The 4,625-nt window shown below is 68.3% G+C and carries 6 protein-coding genes and 1 riboswitch; of the genes, 2 read left to right on the plus strand and 4 right to left on the minus strand.

The window, feature by feature from the left end:
• Window positions 1-896 (minus strand): restriction endonuclease (locus ACHFFZ_RS15895; protein WP_394277578.1); only part of this gene is annotated, 896 nt, incomplete at its 3' end.
• Window positions 897-957: 61 nt separating this feature from the next.
• Window positions 958-1,899 carry an alpha/beta hydrolase gene (locus ACHFFZ_RS15900; protein ID WP_394277579.1) on the minus strand — a complete coding sequence of 314 codons (942 nt, stop codon included), beginning with the start codon at window positions 1,897-1,899 and terminating at the stop codon, window positions 958-960.
• Window positions 1,900-2,045: 146 nt separating this feature from the next.
• Here ACHFFZ_RS15900 and ACHFFZ_RS15905 point away from each other — a divergent pair, with 146 nt between their 5' ends.
• Window positions 2,046-2,636 carry a winged helix-turn-helix domain-containing protein gene (locus ACHFFZ_RS15905; protein ID WP_394277580.1) on the plus strand — a complete coding sequence of 197 codons (591 nt, stop codon included), beginning with the start codon at window positions 2,046-2,048 and terminating at the stop codon, window positions 2,634-2,636.
• A complete protein-coding gene (locus tag ACHFFZ_RS15910; RefSeq protein WP_394277581.1) occupies window positions 2,633-3,094 on the plus strand; it encodes a hypothetical protein in 462 nt (153 codons plus the stop codon). The genes ACHFFZ_RS15905 and ACHFFZ_RS15910 overlap by 4 nt, the downstream gene beginning before the upstream one ends.
• Before the next feature lie 17 nt (window positions 3,095-3,111).
• On the opposite strand, the gene ACHFFZ_RS15915 is transcribed toward ACHFFZ_RS15910, so the two are convergent.
• Both ACHFFZ_RS15915 and ACHFFZ_RS15920 read right to left on the minus strand, forming a co-directional pair.
• Window positions 3,112-3,822, minus strand: a complete 711-nt coding sequence (locus ACHFFZ_RS15915; protein ID WP_394277582.1) for a hypothetical protein — start codon at window positions 3,820-3,822, stop codon at window positions 3,112-3,114.
• A 29-nt stretch (window positions 3,823-3,851) separates the two neighbouring features.
• A riboswitch (SAM riboswitch) is annotated at window positions 3,852-3,969 on the minus strand.
• Window positions 3,970-4,088: 119 nt separating this feature from the next.
• The coding region (locus ACHFFZ_RS15920) for an HAD-IA family hydrolase (RefSeq protein ID WP_394277583.1) at window positions 4,089-4,625 on the minus strand (537 nt) is incomplete at its 5' end.

The raw sequence follows: 4,625 nt of genomic DNA on the forward strand, positions 1-4,625 counted from the left end.
GGTCCGATCCGGTACGTGCCCAGCGCGTCCCGCCCTCCATCCCGAGAAGCCCTCGTCACGTCAACTGCGGTTACGGATGGATCCTGGAGCGTCCACAAGTGGGCCGCGAAGTGTTCGAACTCGGTCGGGCGAGGACTGAAGTGTCCATGAATCAGCTCAAGCATGGCTTGCTCGTCCGGGCGCTGTGGGAGTTGCTCGTCCTTGGACCGGACCTGCAATGTGCGAGGCGCAGCCAAGGGTGAGTAGATGCGGCCCTGTACCCAGCGTCGCCACGCCGGTGGACAAGCTTCACGTGCACGGCCGGCAGCGATGTTGTCGAGCCAGTCGCGCTCGATCGTCGCCACGTCGAGAACGGTGAAGTGGGCGTGGTAGTTCTGGAAGCGCTTGCGCTGCGTGGTTCGCCACACCGCCACAAGCTCCTCCTCTTGGCTCAAGCCCTTGAAGCCCGGAACCAGTAGCCCGCGAAAGCGCACGTCGCGCCCGGTGCCGACCTTCTCGAACAGGAAGATGGGCGGAACCGTTGCCCTGGATTGAGGGCTCTCGTGTGACGCCTCGAAGATGTTGCGCAGCAGCAGGTTGCCCTTGCGCCGGGTGTCGTGCAGCTCATGCCCGGCCGTGCGGTTGTCGCCGTAATAGGTGAACTGGCCAGTCTCCGGATCCAACCGATCGGGCCAGTCGGTCTCTCCGCCCGAGGTGTAGAGCACGATGACCCTCACGTCATTGCGCATAGGGCTGCCCTTGTAACGAAAACCGCCCTGGTTGCCGACGGGCAGGATCTTGCCGATTGGGTCGTCTCCGGCATGGCCTGCGGTGCCGCCTTCATAGATGGCATCAATGACCAAGGGGCAGGTCGACAGTTCGTCGTGGCTGAACCTGCGATCCTCGGTGGGCGGCATGGCAGCCATCCTGCCAGGGCACGGCCCTGCGCGGGGGAGGGCCGATCGTGTCTCCTCCGGACTACTTGCCCACCCGCCCCACGAACTCCACCAGCTCGTCAACCACCTCGTCCCGGCTCTCCGGCTCGTTGTGCACCTCGTGCCGCAGCCCGCTCCAGACGCGGGTGCGCACGTCGTCGTGGCCGGTGGCGCGCAGGCGATTCGCCACGTGGTAGGCGCCCTCGCCGTAGTTGGCGACGGGGTCCTGGTCGCCGGCCAGGATCAGTACGGGCAGGTCGGAGGGGAGCTGCTCGTAGAAGCTGTCGGCATTGGCCTGGTCGTAGAGGTCGACGAATCCCTGCAGGAAGCGGCTGCTCAGGGGAGCGCCGAAGTTGTTGAAGGGGTCGCGGCCGTGGTCGACCACCACGTCGACGTCCTTGGCCACCCACGCAGTCGGGCCGGCATCCTCACCGAAGCGCTCGACGAAACCGTCGAAGAGCTGCCCCACCAGGTCGTCGGGGGCAGGCTCGGCAGCACCATCGCCAGTCGCCAGGGACTGCAGGCGTGCCCGGTCGACCACCGATTCGATGCCGCGCATCTGCGCCGCCACACCACACAGCGCCAGACCGTCCAGTGCCGCCCCCTCACGAGTCGCCATCACGCGGGCGATCATCGAACCCCAGCTGTGGCCGAAGACCACATAGGGCAGCTCGGGGAAGAGCTCGCGCGCCTTGGCCTGCAGGGTCAGTTCGTCGGCCACCACCACGGCAGCAGCGTCATCGCCCGCGTCGGCCCAGATGCCCTCACGCATCGCCGTGCGGCCGTGCCCGGCATGGTCATCGGCCACGACGACGAGACCGGCATCCACCAGGGCAGAGACCAGACGGTGGTAGCGGCGGGCGTGCTCGCCCAGCCCGTGCACCAGCTGCACCACCGCCCTGGGTGTGCCCACCGGTGACCACACCCAGGCTTGGATCTGGTCGCGTCCGTTGTGCGAGGTGAACTCGATCTCCTGCAGGGCCATGCCGACCTCCTCGTCGAAGCGCCGCCGGGGTGCGGCGCATGACCCGATGCTATTCGTCGCGACGATCCCCTGGGTCAGGCGGGTCTCTGGGGATCAGTGATCATGCCCCATTGATTCATCTCATAGATGGAGGATATCTTCCATCTATGAGAACAAAGGCGCCGGCGTTGTTCCCGGTCTTTCGTAGCGGAGCGGTGGCAAGGATCCTCGCGTTGTTGTGCCTGCACCCCACGGAGCAGTACTCACTGGCCGATATCAGCCGCCTCACCGACGTGCCTTCGGGGACGGTCCATCGAGAGGTGAGCAGGCTGGTCGGAGCTGACATCCTGGACGAGACGTATGTCGGGCGTACGCGCCTCGTGCGCATGAACCGCGACCACCCCGCCGCCGATCCGCTCACGCGACTGGTCGAAGTGGTCTTGGGTCCCGCCACCATCATCGGGGAGGAGTTCTCCCAGATTTCCGGCGCGGTGAAGGTGCTCATCTTCGGGTCCTGGGCTGCTCGCCATCACGGCGAGGCAGGGCACCAGCCGCATGATGTCGACGTGCTGGTGGTGGGGGATGTGCGGCGAACCGAGATGTACAAGGCTGCTGACCGGAGTCAGGATCGGTTGGGCATCGACGTCAATCCGACGATGCGGTCCCTGGCCGAGTGGGAGGATGGCAGCGATCGACTGGTCAGCGAGATCAAGGCACGGCCTTGGCTCGACGTCACCCCGGCGCTGGAGGAGACATGAGCAAGCGATGGCCGAAAGGTGCGGCCGTCATTGAGCAGCTGGTGGAGGCACGCTCGCTGGAGCGGCTCCAGCGGGGTGCTTCGGACGGTTCGCTGCAGCTGGACCGTGCCCGCCGTACCTTGGCTGCGGCGCGCGCGGTTGTGACGATCGACCCGGATACTGCTTACGCCAATGCCTATGACGCGGTGCGCATGGCCGGGACTGCCCTTCTCGTCCACCAAGGGCTGCGCCCTACCCAGTCCGGCGGTCACCGGGCCGTCGAAGAAGCGCTCCGAGCCCAGTTCTCGCCGGGATTCCAGGAGTTCAGCACGCTGCGTCGCCGACGCCATGAGATCGAATACCCCTCCAGTACCTTCAGCCAGACAAGTGAGGCCGAGGCGAGCGAGGCCGTCGAGCTTGCGGCCGGGTACATCGAGAAGGCGGGCCTTCTGATGGAACAGATCGGCCTGTTCTGGTGACCTCGCCCGCCCGGCGATCACTGCACCCGCACTGTTCGTCGAGGATCGATGACCTCGCCGCCGTGGCACACGCCACAACCCAGGGCCTCGACGAGCATCCGCCGGTGCTGCTGCCACATCATGAAGGCCACGCGGGACTTGCTCGTCCACGGCCCGCCGCGGGGCACACAGAAGTCATCGAGCCCTGCCCGCAGCGGGCAGCCCGGCATGGCCTCGCGCACCGCGACGGCGGAGCGCGGCAGCCAGTCCAGGCGCCCGTCGCCCGAACCGACCCGCAGCCCGTTCGGGCACACCTGCAGCCAGGCCTCCGCCCCGAGCGACTCGGCCAACTCACGCATCTGGTCGTCGTCGAGCCCGTGGACCATCACACCGGGCTCGGCCCAGTCCAGCGACGGCGCCCAGCGGGCCGCGCGGGTCCACTGGATTCCCTGAGCGGTCAGGGTTTCCAGGGCGTCCGGTCCGGGGAAGATGATGTGGGTGCCCACGATGGATTCCAGCAGTGCGGGGCTGCCCTCGGCAGGCTGGACGGCCGCAGCCACGGCATGGCGGGGGAGCAGGTCGACCACGGCACCCGTCGGGAGCCACAGCCGCAGGTTGGCCAGACGATAGGACTCTGCCAGCGCAGGACGCGGCGCCAGCTGGGGCTGGCCGTCCTCGTCGAGCAGGAAACCGACGGATGTCTGGTCGGCAGGAAGGGGCCGCGGGAAGGGCGGCAGGGGACGGTTCATGCGAACTCCTCGCTCCGGGCCTCGAAGCGAGGCCGCTTTGCCCAGCGCGGCGGGAGTGCCGGCTGGCCGGGTCTTCCCTGGAAAGCACCGGAGCGGCTCCGGTTGCTGCGCGACCACTCCAGAGGGTTGGCGTCGCGACTCGTGACCTGCGGCAATGGTGGCACCCACCTGCCCGTGGATGCCACCGATTTTGGGAAGTCATCAGGGACGGCCGCCGCCCCGGGAACCTCCGGGCAAGGTTCAGGACCCCAGCCCAGCAGCCCAGCTCAGGAATCCAACTCGAGCACCAGACGATCATCGGCCTCCACCAACCGGGCCGAGCGCAGGTCTGGCAGCAGCACGTCGACGCTGGCCGGGTCCAGCTCGTCGCCCACGCCCACCACCAGCCCGATGCCGGCGGCCCGGGCAGCCGCCACCCCGGCGGCGGCATCCTCGAAGACGGCCAGGCGGGACGGGTCCATGCCCAGCACCGCGGCCCCACGACGGTAGGGCTCGGGGTTGGGCTTGCCGCGGGTCACGTCGTCGGCGCTCACCACATGGCGCGGAGCATGACCGGCGGCAGCCAGACGGGCCTCGGCGAGCGGGCGCCCGGCCGAGGTGACCACCGCCCACCGCTCGACGGGAAGGCTTGCGGTGAGCTCGACGGCGCCGGGCATCGCCCTCGTCCGGTCGGCGCAGGCCAGCTCGCCGGCATCCAGGTCGCGATAGGCGCGCTCCACGTCCCCGGGCGCAACCAGGCCGGCGATGATGTCGCGGGCAGGCGTGCCGTGGGGGAAGTCGACGGTGGGGTCATGGGGGAGTTC

It is taken from the genome of Luteococcus sp., assembly GCF_043424415.1.
Lineage (GTDB): Bacteria > Actinomycetota > Actinomycetes > Propionibacteriales > Propionibacteriaceae > Luteococcus.